Raw genomic sequence first — 20,174 nt, 5'->3', positions numbered from 1 at the left:
TCGGGACGCCGGACGGCGGGACGGAGAATGGGGGCATGGCAGGTTCGGGCGAGCGGGCGCGGCACTGGCAGTACGAGGAGCTGCCCGGCGTCGACCTGCTGCGCGCACGGTACGTCCGCAAGGCGTTCGCGCGGCACACCCACGAGGAGTTCGTGATCGCCGCCATCGCCGACGGCGTCGAGGTCTTCCACCACGGCGGCGCGGAGCAGTACGCCGGGCCCGGCGCCCTCGCGCTGGTCAACCCGGACACCCCGCACACCGGGCGGGCCGGGGTGCCCGAGGGGTGGCGGTACGCGGCGGTGTACCCGTCGCCCGAGGTGGTCGCGGCGATAGCGGCCGAGACGACCACGCTGCGGGGCACGCCCGCGTTCGTCAGCCCGGTGCTCGACGACCCCTACGCGGGCGCGCTCGTGCACCAGGTGCTCCGGGCCGCCGACGAGGGCAACGCGCTGGCCGCCGACACGCTGCTGCGGGTGGCCGTGACCCGCCTGCTGCGCCTGAACGGCGGCTCCCCGCCGGCCCGGCCGGTGCGCACCGCCGGTGCCCGCCTCGCGGCACGCGCGCGGGCCGTGCTGGAGGAGCGGCTGGCGGAGCCGCCGACCCTCGAGAAGCTGGCCGCCGAACTGGGCACCAGTCCGTTCGCCCTGCTGCGTGCCTTCCGGGACGCCTACGGCATGCCGCCGCACGCGTGGCTCACGGACGCGCGGGTGCGGCGGGCCCGGCGGCTGCTGGACGCCGGCACCGCCCCGGCCGAGGCGGCCCTGGCCGTCGGGTTCACCGACCAGCCCCACCTCAACCGCCACTTCACCCGCATCGTGGGCGTACCGCCGGGCGCGTACCGGCGGGAGCGCTCGGGCCGGGGCGAGCCGGAGGACCGGGACGGCGGCGGGCGCAAGAACGTACAAGACACCGCGGCCCGGCTGCTCCTACCGTCGGACGCGTGGGAGAACGAACAGCATTCGCGGACACGGACGTGACGGGACCCGACGGCGCGCGACGGCCGGACCGGGCCGTCGTACGGGACGCCCTGGGGGTGGGGATCGCCGTGGGACTGTCGGGGTTCGCCTTCGGGGTGACCTCGGCGGGCAGCGGACTCTCGGTGTGGCAGACCTGCGCGCTGAGCCTGCTGGTGTTCACCGGCGCCTCCCAGTTCGCCCTCGTGGGGGCGCTCGCGGCGGGCGGCAACCCGCTCACGGCGGCCGCGGGCGCCTTCTTCCTGGGCGTGCGCAACGCGTTCTACGGGCTGCGCCTGTCCCAGCTGCTGGCCCTCCCGCGCTTCCTGCGCCCGTTCGCCGCGCAGTGGGTCATCGACGAGACGACGGCCGTGGCGCTGGCGCAGACCGACCGGCGGGGCGTGCGGCTCGGCTTCGCCGTGACCGGGCTCAGCCTCTACGTGCTGTGGAACCTCACCACCCTGCTGGGCGCCCTGGGCGCGGAGGCCATCGGCGACACGGACGCGTGGGGGCTCGACGCGGCGGGCCCGGCGGTCTTCCTGGCGCTGCTCGCGCCCATGCTGAAGTCCGGCACCGAGCGCACGGTGGCCGGCTGCGCCGTCCTGCTCGGCCTCGGTCTGCTGCCCGTCCTCCCGGCGGGCGTGCCCGTGCTGGTCGCGGCCCTGGCGGCACCGGCGGTGCTGTGGGCACAGGGCGTGCGCCGGGGCCGGGACGGTGCGACACGGGAGCGCCGGCCCGCGGGCGGCGCCGTGGACCGGCAGGGAGAGCCTCGCGCGGAGGCCGCGCAGGCACACGACGACGAGGACGGGGACCACCGGTGAACACCTGGATCGCCATCGGCGCGACCGCGCTCGGCTGCTACGTCGTCAAGCTGGCCGGGCTCCTGGTGCCCGCCGGAGTCCTGGAACGGCCGCTCGTCCGCAGGCTCGCCGCCCTGCTGCCCGTCGCCCTCCTGGCCGCCCTCACGGCCCAGCAGACCTTCGCCGACGGCCACACGCTGGTGCTCGACGCCCGTGCCGCCGGGCTCGCCGCGGCCGCCGTGGCCGTGGTGCTGCGGGCACCGTTCCTGCTGGTCGTCGCGGCGGCCGTGGTGGTGACGGCGGGGGTGCGGGCGCTGGGGGGCTGAGCGCAGAGACGTACGCGCGCGAGGCGCGACGGCCGATGGTGGTCGCGCGCGTGGCGCCGGGGCGACGTCGGGAGTGGTGGCACGCGCACGGTGTCGGGGGCGACTACCGGGGAGTGGCGGCACGCGCGGGACGTCGGGGCGACGGCCGGCGCCGCGGTGCCGCGCTCCCGTCAGCCGATCGCCCTTCCATGCGCCCTGAGCGTGGTCAGCGCCTCGATGGTGACCAGCGCGCGGGACTCCAGGGCGGGCGCGGCGGCCCAGGTGCGCCAGCGGATCGGCCAGCCGCCGTCCTCCTGTTGCTCAGCGGCGAGGTGGTCCAGCGAGCGGGCCGTTTCACCGTCGCTGAACCACGCGCGCGCGAGCGAGTGCGGGGTCCGCGCGAAGTCGTGCGGGAAGTGGTGCTCGCCGGGGGCGTAGCCCGGCGCGACCGGGTACGCCCCCAGGTCGTCCGGATCGAGCGCGACGAGCCGCTGCTCGCGCACCAGGCGGCCCAGCCGCTCGGCGGCCGCCTCGGCGCGGGGACGGTCGGGCGCGGAGTCGAGGAAGGCCACGGCGGCCTCCACCTCGTACGGGTGGGACCTCTCCAGCGACTCCACCGCCCGCCAGCAGAAGTCGGTCGCCCGGAACAGCCAGGCGTGCCACACCTCGTTGCGGTGCAGCACCCCCACCACGGGCCCGGTGGCCAGGAGCTCGCCCGGCGGGTCGTCGACGACCGGGACGAAGGGCGCCGCCGGGTAGCCGCGCTGGCTCGGATGGATCGCCGGCAGGGCGCCGTCGGCCGTGGAGACCGACGTCAGGTACCGGCACACGCGCTCCACGCGCTGTCCGCCGCACCGGCCGATGGCGTCCAGGACGCGCAGGGCGTGGGCGGTGTGCAGGGGCTGGCTGACGGGGCCGCGCAGGTCGGGCTCCAGCGCGTGGCCGTAGCCGCCGTCCTCGGTGCGGTAGGCCTCCAGCGCGGTCTCCACGGGGTCGGCGGCACCGTTCAGGAAGCGGTGGGTGAAGAGGCGCTGTTCCAGCACGCGTGCGGTGAGCCAGACGAACTGCTCGGCGCGGAAGAGCGGGGACTGCGCCGGGGGCGTCTGGGGGAGTGGGGCTGCTCCGGTGTCGGCCATGCGTCAGACCGTAGGGCGGAAAGCGGTCCCCGCAGGCCGCACCGACCGGGGCCACCCTCGCGGGCGGGATACTGGGATCATGCGGTTGACGGTTTTCTGGGAGCGGATGGCGGAGCACTTCGGTGCCGGGTACGCCGAGACCTTCGCGCGCGACCACGTGATGTCGGAGCTCGGCGGACGCACGGTGCAGGAGGCGCTGGCGGCCGGCTGGGACGCGAAGGACGTGTGGCGCGTGGTCTGCGACGTGATGAACGTGCCCCTGGAGAAGCGCTGATCGGTAACGAAGATCGCAGGGGGGCGCTCGATTGTCGGTGGCGTGGGCGAGACTTGGTCCGTGGCACCCACTGACGAGTCCGGCCAGATCGCCCGGCACCCCTCCGCGCCCGGGGAGACGCCCCCGGCCGGACCGGCCGACGGCGCCGCCGCGCCGGGCGCGCGCATGCCCCGCTGGCTCCCGCGCGCGATGGTCCTCGCGCTCGCCCTCATCGCGTTGTTCCAGCTCGGCACCTGGGCCTTCCACCAGGTCCTCGGTCTGCTGATCAACATCCTCATCGCGTTCTTCCTGGCGCTCGCGGTCGAACCCGCGGTCAGCCGGATGGCCTCCTACGGCATGCGCAGGGGACTCGCCACCTTCATCGTCTTCTTCGGCCTCTTCGTCGTCCTCGCCGGGTTCTTCACCCTGCTCGGATCGATGCTCGCCGGGCAGATCATCAAGCTGGTCGAGGGCTTCCCCGACTACCTCGACTCGGTCATCAGCTGGGTCAACGACTCGTTCCACACCCACCTCCGGCGCGTCGACATCCAGGAAGGGCTGCTGCACTCCCAGTGGCTCAAGAAGTACGCGCAGAACAGCGCGGCGGGCGTGCTGGACGTCTCGACCCAGGTCCTCGGCGGGCTCTTCCAACTGCTGACGATCGCGCTGTTCGCCTTCTACTTCGCCGCCGACGGCCCGCGGCTGCGGCGCGCCCTGTGCTCCGTGCTGCCGCCGGCCCGGCAGGCCGAGGTGCTGCGCGCCTGGGAGATCGCCGTCGACAAGACCGGCGGGTACCTGTATTCGCGCGGACTGATGGCGCTGGTCTCCGGGGTCGCCCACTACATACTGTTCCAGGCCCTCGGCATCCCGTACGCGCCCGTGCTCGGTGTGTGGGTGGGCGTGGTCTCCCAGTTCATCCCGACCATCGGCACCTACCTCGCGGGCGCGCTGCCCATGCTGATCGCCTTCACGGTCAATCCCTGGTACGCGCTGTGGGTGCTGATCTTCGTCGTGGTCTACCAGCAGTTCGAGAACTACATGCTCCAGCCGAAGCTGACGGCCAAGACGGTGGACATCCACCCGGCCGTCGCCTTCGGCTCCGTCGTCGCGGGCACCGCGCTGCTCGGCGCGGTCGGCGCGCTGATCGCCATCCCGGCGGTCGCCACGCTCCAGGCGTTCCTCGGGGCGTACGTGAAGCGGTACGCCGTCGCCGACGACCCCCGGGTGCAGGGCCACCGGATCCGCGCGGAGGGACCGGGCGCCGCCACGCGCGCCCGACGCCTCTGGACGAGGATGCGGACGGGGGCGCCGGCCGTACCGCCGGCGGGGAGGGACGCGGAGCCCGGGCCGGACACGGACCGGAACGCGCATGCGGATCCGGGCAGGGACACGGACAGGGACACAGGCAGGGACACGGGTACGGACAGCGGCTCCGGGCCGGGCCGGGGACCGGGCTGAGGAGCGGCTTACCGACATCCGCGCCGTCACCACGTGAGCGCCGCCCACACCCCCGCGCCGACCACGGCCGCCCCGTAGCAGCCGGTCGCCAGCGCCACGGCACGCCACCGCGTCCGCTCGCTCCACGACGTGCGGGACAGCAGCAGGGCCAGCGCCGGCAGCACCAGGACGGCGTGCAGGCTCACCGCGTGCAGGGGCTTGAGCGGCGCCGTCGAGTGGTACGCCGCCTCCTGGTGACCGGTGCGGGTGAGCACCACCCCCCGCGCGATCATCACCGCGCCGGAGGCCAGGCCCACGAGCAGCACCGCGAACCCCGACCGCACCGCGAGGGGCATGCCGACGGGACCCGTGGGCCGGTGCCGGAACGAGGCGACCGCGAAGACGCCGAGGAGCGCCACCAGCACCGCGCCGCCCACCGCCAGGGTCAGGGACACCGTCGTGTCGAGGGGCGTCTCCATGTCGAGGTGCGAGGGCACCCCGCGCCACGCCTGGAGGGTGATGCCGCCGACCTCCACGACGCAGTCGGCGGCGAACACACCGAGCAGCGCGGCGCGCAACCGTGGTCCGACGCGCAGGTACGACGTGACCCAGGCGGTCGCCACGAGCGTCACCCCGAAGGAGAGGCCGAAGGTGACCGGCTTGCGCCAGGAGACGGGGCCGGTCCACGGACCTCCGTCGACGGCGAACACGAGCAGGTGCGCCAGACCGGAACCGACCAGCACCAGCCCGACGGTCAGGCACAGGGCGTCGATACGGCGGACCGGGAACCGGGCGGGAGCCGGGGCGCTGCCGGGTCCAAGGCCGCGGGTTCCGGCGGCGGGGCGGAAGCGCGGGGTCGGAGCGTGCGTGTCGGCCATGGACCGAGCTTCGCGGTCCGGCCGCGCCCCGTCGTCGTCCGGCTGGAGGCAGTGGGCGTACGCCGGGGGGAGCAGCGGAGGTCCAGTACCCCTCAGCAGCGGGGGTTCGTACCCCTCGCGTTCGGGGACTCCTGTGCCGCGTGGTGCGCTTGACACGAAAATCGAACATCTATTCTTATAGAGGCTCCGGCCCGGCCGACGAGCGGTGGTACGTCCCGATTGGGGGCGGGATGCACCCGAGTTATCCACAGGCCGGACCGGCGTCGGGGCGCATTGTCAGTGGCAGGCGTTAGCGTCTTTGACGTGAAGCGATCGACTCAAGCAAATCGGGTGGAACCCATGGCAGGAACCGACCGCGAGAAGGCCCTGGATGCCGCTCTCGCACAGATTGAACGGCAATTCGGCAAGGGCGCGGTCATGCGCATGGGCGATCGGACGAACGAGCCCATCGAGGTCATCCCGACCGGCTCGACCGCCCTCGACGTGGCCCTCGGCGTCGGCGGCCTGCCGCGCGGCCGCGTCGTGGAGATCTACGGACCCGAGTCCTCCGGCAAGACCACGCTGACCCTGCACGCCGTGGCCAACGCGCAGAAGGCCGGCGGCCAGGTCGCCTTCGTGGACGCGGAGCACGCCCTCGACCCCGAGTACGCGCGCAAGCTCGGTGTCGACATCGACAACCTGATCCTCTCCCAGCCGGACAACGGCGAGCAGGCGCTGGAGATCGTGGACATGCTGGTCCGCTCCGGCGCGCTCGACCTCATCGTCATCGACTCCGTCGCCGCGCTCGTGCCGCGCGCGGAGATCGAGGGCGAGATGGGCGACAGCCACGTCGGTCTGCAGGCCCGTCTGATGAGCCAGGCGCTGCGGAAGATCACCAGCGCGCTGAACCAGTCCAAGACCACGGCGATCTTCATCAACCAGCTCCGCGAGAAGATCGGCGTGATGTTCGGCTCGCCCGAGACCACGACCGGTGGCCGTGCGCTGAAGTTCTACGCCTCGGTGCGCATCGACATCCGCCGCATCGAGACCCTGAAGGACGGCACGGAGGCGGTCGGCAACCGCACCCGCTGCAAGGTCGTCAAGAACAAGGTGGCCCCGCCCTTCAAGCAGGCCGAGTTCGACATCCTCTACGGCCAGGGCATCAGCCGCGAGGGCGGCCTGATCGACATGGGCGTGGAGCACGGCTTCGTCCGCAAGGCCGGCGCCTGGTACACGTACGAGGGCGACCAGTTGGGCCAGGGCAAGGAGAACGCCCGCAACTTCCTCAAGGACAACCCCGACCTCGCCAACGAGATCGAGAGGAAGATCAAGGAGAAGCTGGGCGTCGGTGTGCGTCCGGCGGAGCCCACCCCCGAGGCGGGTGCCGACGCCGCGGTCACCGCGTCCGGCGCGCCCGCGGACGAGGCGGGCAAGGCCGTGGCCGCCCCGGCCGCCGCCAAGACGGCCAAGACCAAGGCCGCCGCTGCCAAGAGCTGACCGACCCGTGACACGACGAACGGACTGGGTCGACGAGCTCACCCCTCCCGACACTCCCGGGGACGGCACGCGTGACGGCGGGCCGCGCGGGCGGGGCGGCCGTCGCGGACGCCGTTCCGCGCAGCCGCCCGGTGCGGACGAAGGCTCCTCCTCCTCGTCGAGGGCCGAGCAGGGGGAGTCTTCAGGGGACCCGGCTGAGCGGGCTCGGGCGATCTGCCTGCGCCTGCTCACCGGGACCCCGCGCACGCGGAAGCAACTCGCCGACGCGCTGCACAAGCGGGAGATCCCGGACGAGGTGGCCGAGGAGGTGCTCTCGCGGTTCGAGGAGGTCGGGCTGATCGACGACGGCGCCTTCGCGGACGCCTGGGTGGAGTCCCGGCACCACGGCCGGGGCCTGGCCCGGCGGGCCCTCGCGCGGGAGCTGCGCACCAAGGGCGTCGACTCGGCGCTGATCGACGAGGCCGTCTCCCAGCTCGACTCCGAGCAGGAGGAGGCGACGGCGCGGGAGCTGGTCGCCCGCAAGCTGCGCTCCACCCGCGGCCTGGACCGCGACAAACGGCTGCGCCGCCTGGCCGGGATGCTGGCCCGCAAGGGCTACCCCGAGGGCATGGCCCTGCGGGTGGTCCGCCAGGCCCTGGAGGAAGAGGGCGAGGACACGGAGTTCCTCGACGGCGACGAGGGCGCCGACGGGCAGTACTGAGCGCGGAGGAGGCGCTCCGACATGAGCCCTGCCCGAGGGAAACCCTCGTCGCTGCACTGCCCGAGGAGCACCTCCTCGCCGTACTGCCCGAGGACGCCTACTGATCCGCCGTCGGCTCCTCGGTCACCGGGAGCCCCGCCGCCCGCCACGCCTGGAAGCCGCCGACCAGGTCGGTCGCGCGGTGCAGGCCCAGCTGGTGGAGGGACGCGACGGCGAGGCTGGAGGCGTACCCCTCGTTGCAGAGCACGACGATCCGCAGGTCGTGGCCGGTGGCCTCGGGGACCCGGTGGCTGCCCTGGGGGTCGAGACGCCACTCCAGTTCGTTGCGCTCGATGACCAGTGCGCCGGGGACGAGCCCGTCCCGCTCGCGCAGGGCGGCGTACCGGATGTCGACCAGCAGGGCCTCACCGGCCCGGGCGGCCGCGTAGGCGTCGGGTGCCTCGACGCGCTCGTAGCGGGCGCGCACTCGTTCCAGCAGCTCGTCCACGCCCACGGGGGAGGCGGTGTCCGGGGCGGTGTCCTGCGTGCTGTCTCCGCGGGTGCTCACTGCCAGTCCTCCGGGCGCTCGACCTGCTCCAGCCTGAGCACCGCGCCGCTGCGGCTGTAGCGCCGGATCTGCGGCAGGGGCGGGTAGTAGGCGTGCACGGAGATCGCGTGGTGCTCGGTGGACTCGTTGAACACCTCGTGCACGTGGTGGTGTCCGAAGGCGCGGCCCCGGCCGGCGGGCAGCCGGCGGGAGCGGTCGACGCCCTCGGTGAGTTCCAGGGTCTTCCAGCCGTCGGTGGGCAGCCGCGCGGCGAGCGAGTTCTCCGTCAGCTCGCCCTGTGCGGTGAGGAAGGCGCCGACCGAGTCGGCGTGGTCGTGCCAGCCGGTGCCGCTGCCGGGCGGCCAGCCGATCAGCCAGGCCTCGCTGCCGCCGGGCCCTTCGAGGCGCACCCAGGTGCGGCCCTCGGGGTCGAGGGGGAGCGAGGAGATCAGTTCGGCGTCGGCGGCCGTGCGCCGGACGAAGTCGAGGAGTTCGGCCTGCGTGGGCGCCGCGGCGGACGGGGCGGCGGAAGGCAGGGCCGAGGCGGGCGGGGAGGGCGGGGAGGCAGGGGGAACGACAGACACGTGCACCGTCCTGAAGAGCGTTCGCGGGAGCGCACGGCGGCGCGGAGCGCCGGGCCGGCGGCAGGAAGAGGGGGTGTGCGAAGTCAGCAGGACGGGCGACACACGCAGCCCGCGTAGCGGACGAGGTCCATGTGGACCCTCCGCCACAGGCGCACGCAGGTGTCGGTCACGATCGGGAGTACACCATGCCGGTGCGGACCGGTCAACTCACTGTCACTATGCGGACCGTACGGTGACCGTGCGTGCGGCCGGGGGCCGGCGCACCGGGTTCGGCACGGCGGAACGTGCCGGTGAGCGGGGTCGGCGGACCCGTTCGGCGGTCCAGGACACGGGCGGAGGCCTCCGCCCGTGAGCGGCCGGCCGGATCGCGCCGACCTGGCTCACCGACCGACCCTCACCCCGCCGCCGAGCCCGCTCTCGCCTCTGTCCCGGCCCGTTCCGCGGCACCGCCGACGGCGGCCTCCGCCGCGGCGTACAGGTCGGCGGGGCGGACGCCGCTCAGCGCGGTGACCAGGTGACCGTCGGGGCGGACCAGCAGCACGGTGTGGGCGGCCGCGCCCGGGTAGCTCTCGGCGACCAGCAGCTCGGTCGGGTACGGCAGCGCGGTCACCGCGGCGGCGAGCCGGGGCATCAGCCCGGCGCCCACCCAGTGCTTGCGCTCCCAGACGCCCGTGCCCGGCGCGATGAGCACGACGAGCAGTGCGCCGCGGCCCAGCCGGTCGCGCAGCTGGACGAACGAGCCGTCCTCGGCCGTCACCCGCACGTCCACCACGGGCGCGCCCGGCGCGGTGTCCACCGGGACCTCGCCCTCCAGCGGCCCGGGCGCCAGGGGCGAGTCGGCGTACGTACCGGGATCGCCGAGCGGGCCGCGGCCGAGGTGGCCGTCGGTCAGCAGCGCGTCGTGGCCCCGGGCGGCGCCGGGGACGTACGCCCTGATGCCCCCGCCGCCGCGCAGCAGCGGCAGCACCTGGTCGGCGGCGCGCAGCCGGGCGGAGACGGCGGCGCGGCGCTCGGTCTGGTAGCTGTCGAGCAGCGCCTCGTGCCCCCCGTGGTGCCAGGCGGCGGCCAGCTTCCAGGCGAGGTTGTCGGCGTCCCGCAGGCCCTCCGCCAGCCCCTGGGTGCCGAACGCGCCGAGCAGGTGTGCGGCGTCCCCGGCGAGGAACACCCGTCCGACGCGCCAGCGCCGGGCCAGGCGGTGGTGCACCGTGTGCACGCCGGTGTCGAGCAGCTCGTACGCCGGGGTCGTACCGCCGTGCCAGCCGGCGAGGGTCTCGCGCACGCGGGCGACGAGCAGGTCGGGCGTGACGAGGTCCTTGCCGGGCGGGAGCAGCCAGTCCAGGCGCCAGACGCCGTCCGGCAGGGGACGGGCGGTGACCTCGCCGGCCGAGGGTCCGGACGTGCGCCACGGCGGCATCCGGTGGAGCACCGCGTGGCCGTCCCAGGGAAGTTCCCCGCGCAATGCGGCCACGGCGTGTCGCTCGACCGCCGTACGGCCAGGGAAGCGGATGTCCTGGAGCTTGCGGACCGTCGAGCGGGGGCCGTCGCAGCCGACCAGGTAACTGCCGCGCCACCAGGTGCCGCTGGGGCCGCGGGTGTGGGCGGTGACGCCGGACGGCTCCTGCTCGACCGCGTCCAGGCGGTTGTCGACCGCGATCTTGACGAGTCGTTCCTCCGCGAGCGCGGCGCGCAGGGCACCGGTCAGGACGTGCTGGGCGACATGCACGGGGGCGGGGCCGGTGTCGTCGGCGGTGTCGGTCCCGGTGTCGGAGAACGTGATCTCGCGCATCACCTGCTTGCGCCGCATCGACCGCCATCCGGCCCAACGTTCCCCGATCGCGTCGAGGGGCACGCCGGTCAGCCGCTCCATGAGCGCGGCGGTGTCCGCGCCGAGGACGACGGTGCGCGCGAGCCGGGGTTCGTCCTTGCCGGGACCCTCGTCCAGGACGACCGAGGGGACGTCCTGACGGGCCAGTGCCAGGGCGAGGGTGAGGCCCACGGGGCCCGCTCCGACGATGATCACCGGGTCCACGGTGCCGCGCCCCCCGCCCGTGACGATGCCCTCGACGAATCAACTGAACCAGGGGTTGGAGCAGGGTGCACGATCACACAACGTATGCAACCCATTGGCGCTGTTTGCGTCAAGCGACGGAGGCAGTGGCGCACGCACCACTGCCTCCGGGTCCCGCCTGGTCACTTGATCGGACGTCAGACTCCGGTACCGGAGCCGAACCCGCCGCCCGCACCGGTGCCGAACGTCCCGCCGACCGCCGCCGGGTTGAGCTCCTCCATGTCCTCCGCGCCGAGCACCGCGCCGGTACTGCGCTTGCTGCGCCGCAGGTAGCGCTCCAGCCAGCTCGCGAAGCTGGTGAGGATGAAGTTCAGGACGATGTACATCGCGGCGACCACGATGAAGCTCGGGATCACGTTGGCGTAGTTGGCCGCGAGCGTGCCGCGCGCGTTCAGCAGCTCGGTGAAGCCGATCATCACACCGCCGAGCGCGGTGTCCTTCACGATGACCACGAGCTGGCTGACGATGGCCGGCAGCATCGCGGTCACGGCCTGCGGCAGCAGGATGCTGGACATCGTCTGGCCCTTGCGCAGACCGATCGCGTACGCGGCCTCCGTCTGCCCCTTGGGCAGCGAGAGGATGCCTGCCCGGACGACCTCCGCGAGGACCGCGGCGTTGTAGAGCACCAGGCCGGTGACGACCGCGTACAGCGGCCGGTCCGCGCTGCCCACGTTCGTGGAACGGGAGTAGAACTCGTTCGCGAACAGCATCAGCAGCAGCACCGGGATGGCCCGGAAGAACTCGACCACCGTGCCGGACACGGCTCTCACCCAGCGGTGGTCGGACAGCCGGGCGATGCCGAAGACCGCGCCCAGGGGAAGACCGATCACCATGGCGAGGGCCGCCGCCTTGAGGGTGTTGGCGAGCCCGGGCAGCAGGTAGGTGGTCCAGGCCTCCGACTCGGTGAACGGCTTCCACAGGGCCGACGTCAGCTGGTTCTTGTCGTCCATCGTCCGGTAGATCCACCACAGGAGGAGGACGAGCAGGACGAAGAAGACGACGGACAGGACCACGTTGCGCCGCTTGGCGCGGGGGCCCGGAGTGTCGTAGAGGACCGAACTCATCGCTTCACCGCCAGTCGCTTGCTGAGCCAGCCGAGGATCAGGCCGGTCGGCAGGGTCAGGACCACGAACCCGAAGGCGAAGACGGCGCCGATGAGCAGGGTCTGGGCCTCGTTCTCGATCATGGTCTTCATCAGGGCGGCGGCCTCGGCGACGCCGATGGCTGCGGCCACGGTGGTGTTCTTGGTCAGGGCGATCAGCACGTTGGCCAGTGGCCCGATCACCGAGCGGAAGGCCTGCGGCAGCACGATGAGCCGGAGGGTCTGGCTGAAGCCGAGCCCGATGGCGCGGGCCGCTTCCGCCTGGCCGACGGGGACCGTATTGATACCGGAGCGCAGTGCCTCGCACACGAACGCCGCGGTGTAGGCGACGAAGCCGAGGACCGCGAGCCGGAAGCCCTGCGCCTTGAAGTCGTCGGTGCCCAGGGTGACGCCGAAGATGTCGGCCAGGCCGAGCGAGGAGAACAGGATGATCACCGTCAGCGGGATGTTGCGGACGATGTTGACGTAGGCCGTGCCGAACCCGCGCATCAGCGGGACCGGGCTGACCCGCATCGCGGCCAGCAGGGTGCCCCAGATCAGCGAGCCCACGGCGGAGAGGGCGGTGAGCTTCACCGTCATCCAGAACGCCCCGAGGACGTCGTAACCTTCAAGAAAGTCGAACACGATCTCCCGCGCTTCCGGGTGGGTGACGTAGGGGGAGGGCATGGCGCGCCGCCGCCGTGATCGCGACGGGCGGCGGCGCGCACGGGGAACCCTGCGGGTCCGGGCGGCGGCCCCGGGTTACTACTTGACGAGCTGGCCGATCTTCGGGGCCGGCTCGTTGTTGTAGTCCGCGGGGCCGAAGTTGGCGTCGACGGCCTTCTGCCAGGAGCCGTCGCTGACCATCTTCTCGAGCGCCTTGTTGATCTTGTCGACGGTCGCGGTGTCGCCCTTCTTGACGCCGATGCCGTAGTTCTCGTTGCTGAGCTTCAGGCCGGCGAGCTTGAACTTGCCCTTGTACTGGTCCTGCGAGGCGAAGCCGGCGAGGATCGAGTCGTCCGTGGTGACCGCGTCCACGGCACCGCTCTGCAGGCCGGCGATGCACTCCGAGTAGCTGGAGACCTGCTTGAGGTTGGCCTTCGGGGCGATGGTCTTCTGCACGTTCTGCGCCGACGTCGAACCCGTGACGGAACACAGGTTCTTGCCGTTCAGGTCCGTGCCCTTGCTGATCTTCGAGTCCTTCTTGACCAGCAGGTCCTGGTGCGCCAGCAGGTACGGACCCGCGAAGTCCACCTTCTGCTTGCGCTCGTCCGTGATCGAGTAGGTGGCGACGATGTACTTCACGTCACCGCGCGCCAGGGCGTTCTCGCGGTCGGCGCTCTTGGTCTCGACGAACTCGATCTGGTCGGGCTTGTAGCCGAGTTCCTTGGCGACGTACGTGGCGACGTCGACGTCGAAGCCGGCGAAGGAGCCGTCGGGCTTCTTCAGGCCCAGACCGGGCTGGTCGTACTTGATGCCGACCTTGACCTTGCCGCCGCCGCCCGAGCCGCTGCTCGAGCTGTCGTCGTCGTTGCCGCCGCAGGCGGTGGCGGCCAGGGAGAGGGCGAGCACGGCTGCCGAGGCGGCGGTGACCTTGCGGAGCTTCATGGTGAACATCCTTCGCGTTGTCAGATGCGGGCCGTCGATGCGGGTGACGCGGGTCGCCGGGCGCGGATCGCGCGGCGCCGTGGGGCCGGACGGGCCCGGGTCCGGTGGTGTCGGCCACGGGCCGGGACGTACGGCGTCCCGGGCGGCGTCAGTGGTGCAGGATCTTGGACAGGAAGTCCTTGGCGCGGTCGCTGCGCGGGTTGCTGAAGAACTGGTCGGGCGCAGCCTGTTCCACGATCCGGCCGTCCGCCATGAAGACCACACGGTTTGCAGCCGATCGTGCGAAACCCATCTCGTGGGTGACGACGATCATCGTCATGCCGTCGCGGGCGAGCTGCTGCATCACTTCCAGCACCTCGTTGATCATCTCGGGGTCGAGGGCCGAGGTCGGCTCGTCGAAGAGCATGACCTTCGGACCCATCGCCAGCGCCCGCGCGATGGCCACGCGCTGCTGCTGGCCGCCCGAGAGCTGCGCGGGGTACTTGTCGGCCTGGCTGGCCACGCCGACCCGGTCGAGGAGGGCACGGGCCTTCTCCTCGGCTTCCTTCTTGTCGCTCTTGCGAACCTTGATCTGGCCCAGCATCACGTTCTCGAGCACGGTCTTGTGCGCGAAGAGGTTGAAGGACTGGAAGACCATGCCGACGTCGGCGCGCAGCCGGGCCAGCTCCTTGCCCTCCTGCGGCAGGGGCCTGCCGTCGATCGTGATCGTGCCCGAGTCGATCGTCTCGAGGCGGTTGATGGTCCGGCACAGGGTCGACTTGCCGGACCCGGAGGGCCCGATCACGACGACGACCTCGCCGCGGGCGATCGTCAGATCGATGTCCTGGAGCACGTGCAACGCGCCGAAGTGCTTGTTGACGCTCTTCAGGACGACCAGGTCGCCGGTCGCGGCCACGTCTTCCTTGGCCACCGATACGTCGGTCATCGCTCTCAGGCTCCGTCCTTCTCGGTTTCGGAGGACAGTAGTAACCCGCTACGACCAGCGTCATTACATCTGAGGGAGATCTGAGCATCACGATCCGATAGCAATCGGACACGTGTCGTAGCTCGGGCGGTACGCGTGCGTATCGGCCGGATAACGGTAGGGGCGCGCAACCGGAAGCCACTTGACGGCGTCCTCGTCCATCGGCGTGACTGCCATGGTGCACGCGCGTGCACGCGCAGTTCGCGCGCCCGGGGGGCCCGAAATCCTTCCTACCGGGTGAAATCGTACCCACGGTGAAGGCACGAGGGACAGGAGGAGGCCGGAATGAGACTGCTGCTCGTCGAGGACGACAACCACGTCGCCGCCGCGCTGTCCGCGGTGCTGAAGCGGCACGGCTTCGACGTCACGCACGCGCGCAGCGGCGAGGAGGCCCTCCAGGCGCTCGTGCCCGAGGGCGCCGGCTTCGGGGTCGTCCTGCTCGACCTGGGCCTGCCCGACCAGGACGGCTACGAGGTCTGCGGCAAGATCCGCAAGCGCACCAGCACCCCGGTGATCATGGTGACGGCCCGCTCCGACGTGCGCTCGCGCATCCACGGCCTCAACCTGGGCGCCGACGACTACGTGGTCAAGCCGTACGACACCGGCGAGCTGCTGGCCCGCATCCACGCGGTCAGCCGGCGCACCGTCCCCGAGGAGCAGGTCACCGGCGCCGAGGACGCGCTGCGGCTCGGGCCCGTGCACATCGAGCTGCCCACCCGGCGGGTCACCGTGGACGGCGCGGTCGTCCAGCTCACCCGCAAGGAGTTCGACCTGCTCGCCCTGCTCGCCCAGCGGCCCGGGGTGGTCTTCCGCCGCGAGCAGATCATCAGCGAGGTCTGGCGCACCAGCTGGGAGGGGACCGGCCGCACCCTGGAGGTGCACGTCGCCTCCCTGCGCGCCAAGCTGCGCATGCCCGCGCTGATCGAGACCGTACGCGGCGTCGGGTACCGGCTCGTCGCCCCGGCCGCTTAGCGGGGACCGGTTGCGCACCCGTCTGCTGCCGCTGCTGATCGTCCTGATGGCGGCCGTGCTCCTCGCCCTCGGAGTGCCGCTGGCCGTCAGCGTGGCCGGCGGCCAGCAGCAGAAGGTGATCGTCGACCGGATCGACGACACCGCGCGCTTCGCGGCACTCGCGCAGTTCGTCACGGCCACCGCCGAGGCGCCCGGGGACACCGACCGCTCCCTGGACGAGCGGCGCGCGACCCTGGCCCGCGAACTCGACAACTACTACGAGGTCTACGGCATCCGCGCCGGTGTCTTCTACCGCACCGACACGCCCATGGCCCACGCGCCGCGGGACTGGTTCCTGCCCGGGGCCGGCGAGGTGCGCGACGCGTTCGAGGAGGCGCGGCTCAGCCGGCGCAGCCACGACCCGCAGCAGGTGTGGCCCTGGCAGCACCGGCACCTCGTGGTCGCCTCACCGGTCGTCCGGGACGGCGACGTCGTCGCCGTGGTGGTGCTCGACTCGCCCACCGGTCCGATGCGTTCGCGCATCCTGCACGGCTGGCTGCTGATCGGCGCCGGTGAGGTCGCCGCGATGCTGCTCGCCATCGGTGCGGCGCTCCAGCTCACCGGCTGGGTGCTCAAGCCGGTGCGCGTCCTCGACGCCACCACCCACGACATCGCCACCGGGCGGCTGAAGTCCCGCGTCGCCGTGGGCGGCGGCCCGCCGGAACTCAGACGGCTGGCCCGGTCGTTCAACGAGATGGCGGACAACGTCGAGGACGTGCTGGAGCAGCAGCGCGCCTTCGTCGCCGACGCCTCGCACCAATTGCGCAACCCGCTCGCGGCGCTGCTGCTGCGCATCGAACTGCTGGCCTACGAACTCCCGGAGGGCAACGAGGAGATCGCCTCCGTCCAGGCCGAGGGCAAGCGCCTGGCCCAGGTCCTGGACGACCTGCTCGACCTGGCCCTGGCCGAGCACACCGAGGCCGACCTGCGCACCACCGACATCGGCGCGCTGGCCGCCGAGCGCGTCGCCGCCTGGGCGCCCACCGCCCGGGCCAAGGGCGTCGACCTGGTCGGCAGCTGCCCGCCCCTGACCGGCTGGGCCGACCCGGTGGCCCTGTCCAGCGCCCTGGACGCGGTGATCGACAACGCCGTGAAGTTCACCCCGGACGGGGAGCGCGTCGAGGTGTCCGTCGCCGCGGACGGGGACAGCGTGACCGTCGTCGTCAGCGACAACGGACCCGGCCTGACCGACGAGGAGCTGGCCCGCGTCGGCGACCGCTTCTGGCGCAGCGGCCGCCACCAGAACGTCAAGGGCTCCGGCCTGGGCCTGTCCATCTCCCGGGCCCTGCTCGCGGCGGGCGGCGGCTCGCTGTCCTACGGCCACCACGAGCCGCACGGGCTGACGGCGACCGTGCGGGTGCCGCGGACGTCGGGGGCGTAGGGGTTCCCGGGCACCGTCGGCCAGGGCTTCACCGAGCGGCAGTGGCGGCGCGCGCCGTCGGTCAGGGTTTGACCGAGCGGTAGTACCGGCGCGCCCCCTCGTGCAGCGGGAGCGGGTCGGTGTAGATGGCCGTGCGCAGGTCGACGAACTGGGCGGAGTGGACGTGGCCGCCGATCTCGTCGCGGCTGCCGATGACGACGCGGGTCATCCACTCGGTGAGCCGGACGTCCACGTCGGCCCGGGTGATGAGCAGGTTGGACACCGCGACGGTCGGCACGGCGTAGCCGTTCTGGACGGTGGGGTAGGCCGACTCGGGCATGCTCGTCGCGCGGTAGTGGCGCGTCGACTCGTCCTGGTCGTGCATCTTGGCCACGAGGGCGGCGTCGATCGGGACGAACCGGAAGGCGAAGTCGTCGGCGAGGTCGCGCAGGCCGTTGGTGGGCACGCCGCCCGACCAGAAGAAGGCGTCGATCTTCCCCTGTTCCAGCTGCCGCGGGCCGGTGTCGATGCCGTCCGACGCCGGCTCGACGTCCTTGACCGGGTCCAGGCCCGCCGCCTGGAGCACCCGGTCCGCGATCAGGCGGACCCCCGAGCGGGGCAGCCCGGTCGCCACCCGCTTGCCGCGCAGGTCCTTGATCGTCCGGATGGGCGAGTCGCGCGGCACGACCAGCTGGACGTAGTCGTCGTACAGGCGGGCGACCCCGCGCAGCTCGGCCTTCGACTCCGGGTGCCGCGCCTCGTAGGCCGCGACCGCGTCCGCCGCGGCGATGGTGAAGTCGGCGCGGCCGGACGCGACCCGCTCGACGTTGTCCTGGGAGCCGTTGCTGGTTTCTAGCCGCACCCGCAGGTCCGGCATCTCCCCGGCGAGTACGGGCCGGAGCCGGCTGCCGTACTCCTGGTAGACGCCGGCCCGGGTCCCGGTGCTGAAGGTGATCGTGCCGCTCGGCGGGTCCTCGCCGAGCGGTAGCAGCCACCACAGCAGCAGCCCGAGCACGACGACGCCGACCCCGGCCCCCTGGAGGGCGCGGCGCCGGCCGATGCGCGGGAACGTCCTGGACATGGGCGGGATCCTGCCAGGTGGGCGGGGTCGGTGACCAGGGCGGGGTCGGTGACCAGGGCGGGGCCGGTGACCGCGGCAGGGTCGGTAACCACGGCAGGGTCGGTGACCAGGGCGAGGCCGGTGACCACGGCAGGGCCGGTGAGCAGGGCGGGGCCCACACGGCTCGGCGCCGCTGCCCGTGCGCGCGAGTGCCCCGGTGCGCGGCGTCCTCAGTCGCCCACCGACGTCTGCGCCGGCGCCTCCGTGCGCTCCGCCGGCTCCCGATCCGGCTCCCGGCGGGCGGTACGGCGCCTGTTCCACCGCGTCGCCAGCGGCTCGGTGTACCGGGCGGTGAGCGGGCCGAGCACGACCAGGATCAGGACGTACGCCGTGGCCAGCGGGCCCAGGGACGGCTCGATGCCCGCGGTGACCGCGAGCCCGGCGATGACGATGGAGAACTCGCCGCGGGCCACCAGCGCACCGCCGGCGCGCCAGCGTCCCTTGACCGAGATCCCGGCCCGCCGCGCCGCCCAGTACCCGGTGACGATCTTCGTCGCGCCGGTGACGACGGCCAGCGCGAGGGCCGGCAGCAGCACCGGCGGGATGCTCGCCGGGTCGGTGTGCAGCCCGAAGAAGACGAAGAAGATCGCGGCGAACAGGTCCCGCAGCGGGCTCAGCAGCGTGTGCGCGCCCTCGGCGGCCTCACCGGACAGCGCGATGCCGACCAGGAAGGCGCCGACCGCGGCCGACACCTGCAGCTGCTGGGCGACACCGGCCACCAGGATGGTCAGGCCCAGCACCACGAGCAGCAGCTTCTCCGGGTCGTCGCTGGAGACGAACCGGGAGATGACCCGGCCGTAGCGCACCGCCAGGAACAGCACCAGGCCCGCCGCGCCCAGCGCGATCGCGAGCGTCAGGCTGCCCGCCGCGAGGCCGGCGCCCGCGACCAGCGCGGTGACGATCGGCAGGTAGACCGCCATCGCCAGGTCCTCCAGGACCAGGACGCTGAGGATGACCGGCGTCTCACGGTTGCCGACCCGGCCCAGGTCGCCCAGGACCTTCGCGATGACCCCGGACGACGAGATCCAGGTGACGCCCGCCAGCACCACCGCCGCCACCGGGCCCCAGCCCAGCAGCAGGGCCGCCACCGCACCCGGCAGGGCGTTCAGCGCTCCGTCGACGAGACCCGCCGGGTAGTGGGCCTTGAGGTTGGACACCAGGTCGCTCGCCGAGTACTCCAGGCCCAGCATCAGCAGCAGCAGGATGACGCCGATCTCGGCGCCGGTGGCCACGAACTCCTCGCTCGCGCCCAGCGGCAGCAGCCCGCCCTCGCCGAACGCCAGCCCGGCCAGCAGGTACAGCGGGATCGGTGAGATCCGGAAGCGGCCGGCGAACCGGCCGAGCAGGCCGAGGGCCAGGATGATGGAACCGAACTCGATCAGCAGGACTGCGGAGTGCACCGGTCACTCCCGTCCGAGGATCGCCGCGGCCGCGTCCACGCCCTCACGGGTGCCGATCACGATGAGCGTGTCACCGCCCGCGAGCCGGAAGTCGGGCGCCGGGGACGGGATCGCCTCGGCCCGGCGCAGGACGGCGACGACCGAGGCGCCCGTGTCGGTCCGCATCCGGGTCTCGCCGAGCACCCGCCCGTTCCAGCGGGAGGTGGCCGCCACCTCGATCCGCTCGGCCACCAGGCCGAGGTCCGTGGTGTAGAGCAGGCTGGCACTGTGGTGCGAGGGCACCAGCGCGTCGATCAGCGAGCCCGCCTCGGCGCCGGTCAGCCGTACGGACTGGGCGCAGGAGTCGGGGTCGTCGGTCCGGTACACGTTGACCGTGCGCGTGCCGTCGCGGTGCGCCACGACCGACAGGTGGCGCTGTTCGCGTGTCACGAGGTCGTACTGGACCCCGATACCCGGCAGCGGTGTCGCCCTCAGGCGTGGAGCAGACACGTTTCTTCCCCTTGCTGGTCGTGGT

Annotated in this window: 22 protein-coding genes; 9 read left to right on the top strand and 13 right to left on the bottom strand. The window is 72.8% G+C overall.

Annotated features, from left to right (window positions below; translation table 11 throughout):
• The first annotated feature begins 35 nt into the window (after positions 1 to 35).
• The 3 genes from AQJ30_RS35195 to AQJ30_RS35185 are packed head-to-tail and all read left to right on the top strand — an operon-like array spanning position 36 to position 2,079.
• Entirely contained in the window at positions 36 to 977 is a 942-nt protein-coding gene (locus tag AQJ30_RS35195; RefSeq protein WP_079084522.1) for an AraC family transcriptional regulator, read from the top strand.
• A complete protein-coding gene (locus AQJ30_RS35190; RefSeq protein ID WP_067241961.1) occupies positions 941 to 1,774 on the top strand; it encodes an AzlC family ABC transporter permease in 834 nt (277 codons plus the stop codon). The genes AQJ30_RS35195 and AQJ30_RS35190 overlap by 37 nt, the downstream gene beginning before the upstream one ends.
• Positions 1,771 to 2,079: an AzlD domain-containing protein gene (locus AQJ30_RS35185; protein ID WP_067241960.1), complete on the top strand. Its 309-nt coding sequence runs from the start codon at positions 1,771 to 1,773 to the stop codon at positions 2,077 to 2,079. The genes AQJ30_RS35190 and AQJ30_RS35185 overlap by 4 nt, the downstream gene beginning before the upstream one ends.
• Positions 2,080 to 2,249: 170 nt before the next feature.
• Here AQJ30_RS35185 and AQJ30_RS35180 read toward each other — a convergent pair whose 3' ends face one another.
• Positions 2,250 to 3,194, bottom strand: a complete 945-nt coding sequence (locus tag AQJ30_RS35180) for a hypothetical protein (RefSeq protein WP_067241958.1) — start codon at positions 3,192 to 3,194, stop codon at positions 2,250 to 2,252.
• A gap of 79 nt (positions 3,195 to 3,273) precedes the next feature.
• Here AQJ30_RS35180 and AQJ30_RS35175 point away from each other — a divergent pair, with 79 nt between their 5' ends.
• Complete coding sequence (locus tag AQJ30_RS35175) at positions 3,274 to 3,468, top strand: DUF3046 domain-containing protein (RefSeq protein WP_067241957.1); 195 nt, start codon at positions 3,274 to 3,276, stop codon at positions 3,466 to 3,468.
• 60 nt (positions 3,469 to 3,528) lie between these two features.
• The gene (locus AQJ30_RS35170; RefSeq protein ID WP_425424181.1) at positions 3,529 to 4,905 is read left to right on the top strand and encodes an AI-2E family transporter; all 1,377 of its coding nucleotides are present in this window, start codon (positions 3,529 to 3,531) and stop codon (positions 4,903 to 4,905) included.
• A gap of 26 nt (positions 4,906 to 4,931) precedes the next feature.
• Here the strand turns inward: AQJ30_RS35170 and AQJ30_RS35165 are convergent, their stop codons facing one another.
• Positions 4,932 to 5,762 (bottom strand): hypothetical protein, encoded by an 831-nt coding sequence (locus AQJ30_RS35165; protein ID WP_245727288.1) that lies wholly within the window; start codon positions 5,760 to 5,762, stop codon positions 4,932 to 4,934.
• Between the two features lie 339 nt (positions 5,763 to 6,101).
• Here AQJ30_RS35165 and recA point away from each other — a divergent pair, with 339 nt between their 5' ends.
• Together recA and recX are read left to right on the top strand one after the other, a co-directional pair.
• Positions 6,102 to 7,238 (top strand): recombinase RecA, encoded by a 1,137-nt coding sequence (gene recA, locus AQJ30_RS35160; protein WP_067241955.1) that lies wholly within the window; start codon positions 6,102 to 6,104, stop codon positions 7,236 to 7,238.
• 7 nt (positions 7,239 to 7,245) lie between these two features.
• Complete coding sequence (recX, locus tag AQJ30_RS37585) at positions 7,246 to 7,938, top strand: recombination regulator RecX (RefSeq protein ID WP_079084521.1); 693 nt, start codon at positions 7,246 to 7,248, stop codon at positions 7,936 to 7,938.
• 97 nt (positions 7,939 to 8,035) lie between these two features.
• Here the strand turns inward: recX and AQJ30_RS35150 are convergent, their stop codons facing one another.
• The 8 genes from AQJ30_RS35150 to AQJ30_RS35120 all read right to left on the bottom strand — a co-directional run bounded on the left by AQJ30_RS35150 (position 8,036) and on the right by AQJ30_RS35120 (position 14,730).
• The gene (locus tag AQJ30_RS35150; protein WP_425424183.1) at positions 8,036 to 8,491 is read right to left on the bottom strand and encodes a rhodanese-like domain-containing protein; all 456 of its coding nucleotides are present in this window, start codon (positions 8,489 to 8,491) and stop codon (positions 8,036 to 8,038) included.
• Complete coding sequence (locus AQJ30_RS35145; RefSeq protein ID WP_425424180.1) at positions 8,482 to 9,054, bottom strand: cupin domain-containing protein; 573 nt, start codon at positions 9,052 to 9,054, stop codon at positions 8,482 to 8,484. The genes AQJ30_RS35150 and AQJ30_RS35145 overlap by 10 nt, the downstream gene beginning before the upstream one ends.
• Before the next feature lie 77 nt (positions 9,055 to 9,131).
• Positions 9,132 to 9,203, bottom strand: a complete 72-nt coding sequence (locus tag AQJ30_RS40005; protein ID WP_309544753.1) for a putative leader peptide — start codon at positions 9,201 to 9,203, stop codon at positions 9,132 to 9,134.
• A gap of 239 nt (positions 9,204 to 9,442) precedes the next feature.
• Complete coding sequence (locus tag AQJ30_RS35140) at positions 9,443 to 11,077, bottom strand: FAD-dependent monooxygenase (protein WP_067241949.1); 1,635 nt, start codon at positions 11,075 to 11,077, stop codon at positions 9,443 to 9,445.
• A gap of 176 nt (positions 11,078 to 11,253) precedes the next feature.
• A complete protein-coding gene (locus AQJ30_RS35135) occupies positions 11,254 to 12,180 on the bottom strand; it encodes an amino acid ABC transporter permease (RefSeq protein ID WP_067241948.1) in 927 nt (308 codons plus the stop codon).
• Positions 12,177 to 12,842 carry an amino acid ABC transporter permease gene (locus AQJ30_RS35130; RefSeq protein ID WP_067241995.1) on the bottom strand — a complete coding sequence of 222 codons (666 nt, stop codon included), beginning with the start codon at positions 12,840 to 12,842 and terminating at the stop codon, positions 12,177 to 12,179. The genes AQJ30_RS35135 and AQJ30_RS35130 overlap by 4 nt, the downstream gene beginning before the upstream one ends.
• Before the next feature lie 120 nt (positions 12,843 to 12,962).
• Positions 12,963 to 13,805, bottom strand: coding sequence for a glutamate ABC transporter substrate-binding protein (locus tag AQJ30_RS35125; RefSeq protein ID WP_067241946.1), 843 nt, complete (start codon positions 13,803 to 13,805; stop codon positions 12,963 to 12,965).
• Positions 13,806 to 13,953: 148 nt separating this feature from the next.
• On the bottom strand, positions 13,954 to 14,730 hold the full coding sequence (locus AQJ30_RS35120; protein WP_067241945.1) for an amino acid ABC transporter ATP-binding protein: 777 nt from the start codon (positions 14,728 to 14,730) through the stop codon (positions 13,954 to 13,956).
• A 324-nt stretch (positions 14,731 to 15,054) separates the two neighbouring features.
• Between AQJ30_RS35120 and AQJ30_RS35115 the strand changes: the two genes are divergently transcribed.
• Both AQJ30_RS35115 and AQJ30_RS35110 read left to right on the top strand, forming a co-directional pair.
• Complete coding sequence (locus tag AQJ30_RS35115) at positions 15,055 to 15,741, top strand: response regulator transcription factor (protein WP_067241943.1); 687 nt, start codon at positions 15,055 to 15,057, stop codon at positions 15,739 to 15,741.
• A 10-nt stretch (positions 15,742 to 15,751) separates the two neighbouring features.
• The gene (locus tag AQJ30_RS35110) at positions 15,752 to 17,161 is read left to right on the top strand and encodes a sensor histidine kinase (RefSeq protein ID WP_067241942.1); all 1,410 of its coding nucleotides are present in this window, start codon (positions 15,752 to 15,754) and stop codon (positions 17,159 to 17,161) included.
• Positions 17,162 to 17,222: 61 nt separating this feature from the next.
• Here AQJ30_RS35110 and AQJ30_RS35105 read toward each other — a convergent pair whose 3' ends face one another.
• The 3 genes from AQJ30_RS35105 to AQJ30_RS35095 all read right to left on the bottom strand — a co-directional run bounded on the left by AQJ30_RS35105 (position 17,223) and on the right by AQJ30_RS35095 (position 20,149).
• Positions 17,223 to 18,221 (bottom strand): TAXI family TRAP transporter solute-binding subunit, encoded by a 999-nt coding sequence (locus AQJ30_RS35105; protein ID WP_067241940.1) that lies wholly within the window; start codon positions 18,219 to 18,221, stop codon positions 17,223 to 17,225.
• Between the two features lie 209 nt (positions 18,222 to 18,430).
• Entirely contained in the window at positions 18,431 to 19,660 is a 1,230-nt protein-coding gene (locus AQJ30_RS35100) for a cation:proton antiporter (protein WP_067241939.1), read from the bottom strand.
• Between the two features lie 3 nt (positions 19,661 to 19,663).
• A complete protein-coding gene (locus tag AQJ30_RS35095) occupies positions 19,664 to 20,149 on the bottom strand; it encodes a cation:proton antiporter regulatory subunit (protein WP_067241937.1) in 486 nt (161 codons plus the stop codon).
• Positions 20,150 to 20,174: the final 25 nt, after the last annotated feature.

The sequence above is a fragment of the Streptomyces longwoodensis genome, from assembly GCF_001514125.1.
In the GTDB taxonomy this organism is placed as follows: domain Bacteria; phylum Actinomycetota; class Actinomycetes; order Streptomycetales; family Streptomycetaceae; genus Streptomyces; species Streptomyces longwoodensis.
Note: the sequence above shows the minus strand (reverse complement) of the source record. Positions and strands in the feature narration are given on the sequence as shown.

Coding starts and splice junctions, on each gene's coding strand:
- recA (WP_067241955.1), top strand. CDS start 6,102: ATGGCAGGAACCGACCGCGAGAAGGCCCTGGATGCCGCTCTCGCACAG.
- AQJ30_RS35135 (WP_067241948.1), bottom strand. CDS start 12,180: ATGAGTTCGGTCCTCTACGACACTCCGGGCCCCCGCGCCAAGCGGCGC.
- AQJ30_RS35165 (WP_245727288.1), bottom strand. CDS start 5,762: ATGGCCGACACGCACGCTCCGACCCCGCGCTTCCGCCCCGCCGCCGGA.
- AQJ30_RS35115 (WP_067241943.1), top strand. CDS start 15,055: ATGAGACTGCTGCTCGTCGAGGACGACAACCACGTCGCCGCCGCGCTG.
- AQJ30_RS35175 (WP_067241957.1), top strand. CDS start 3,274: ATGCGGTTGACGGTTTTCTGGGAGCGGATGGCGGAGCACTTCGGTGCC.
- AQJ30_RS35195 (WP_079084522.1), top strand. CDS start 36: ATGGCAGGTTCGGGCGAGCGGGCGCGGCACTGGCAGTACGAGGAGCTG.
- AQJ30_RS35120 (WP_067241945.1), bottom strand. CDS start 14,730: ATGACCGACGTATCGGTGGCCAAGGAAGACGTGGCCGCGACCGGCGAC.
- AQJ30_RS35125 (WP_067241946.1), bottom strand. CDS start 13,805: ATGAAGCTCCGCAAGGTCACCGCCGCCTCGGCAGCCGTGCTCGCCCTC.
- AQJ30_RS35180 (WP_067241958.1), bottom strand. CDS start 3,194: ATGGCCGACACCGGAGCAGCCCCACTCCCCCAGACGCCCCCGGCGCAG.
- AQJ30_RS35105 (WP_067241940.1), bottom strand. CDS start 18,221: ATGTCCAGGACGTTCCCGCGCATCGGCCGGCGCCGCGCCCTCCAGGGG.